This window comes from Streptomyces griseus subsp. griseus (assembly GCF_000720255.1).
GTDB classification, from domain to species: Bacteria; Actinomycetota; Actinomycetes; order Streptomycetales; family Streptomycetaceae; genus Streptomyces; species Streptomyces griseus_I.
Map to the genome: position 1 here is coordinate 1 of NZ_JOJE01000156.1, position 488 is coordinate 488.

The following is a 488-nucleotide window of genomic DNA, read 5'->3' on the forward strand; positions in this document are numbered from 1 at the left end:
GTGGTCAACCGTACAGCGGTGGTTCACCAGCAATCGGCTGACTGCAGCCACCGCATCGTCGACCAGGGTGTTGTTCACACCAGTTGATCGGCTTCCGCACAGGGCGATCCTCAGCGGCCCGGCGCGGAAATCCGGCCGGAACCATCCCGTCGTCGTTGCCGGGGTCGAGTTGCCCTCGGTAGTGCGCTGGCGGGGTGGACCGGGCGTGATCTCCGACGGCGTAGCTCTGCGGCCGACGATACCGTGGTGAGAGCCGGGCCGGGCATGTTGACTTCGGTGATCGTGTCGGCGAGTTCACCCCACCGGGCCTTGCGCGAGGCCGCCTCCTGCTCAGTCCGGAACTGTCGTTCGAGCTGCCGGTAGGCGTCGTAGGCGGCGACAAGCTCGCCCCCGGCACCCAACACCGATTCGCACTGCAGCCAGAAGACCCGGTCGACGATCTGTCTGCCCCGCTCCACCATCCCCACGGTGCTGCGGGTAGTGAGAAC

The 488-nt window shown here is 67.0% G+C and carries 1 protein-coding gene; it reads right to left on the bottom strand.

From position 1 onward, the window contains the following. Window positions 1-110 precede the first annotated feature (110 nt). On the bottom strand, window positions 111-488 hold a 378-nt coding region (locus IG99_RS49440; protein WP_234312187.1), incomplete at its 5' end, for a hypothetical protein.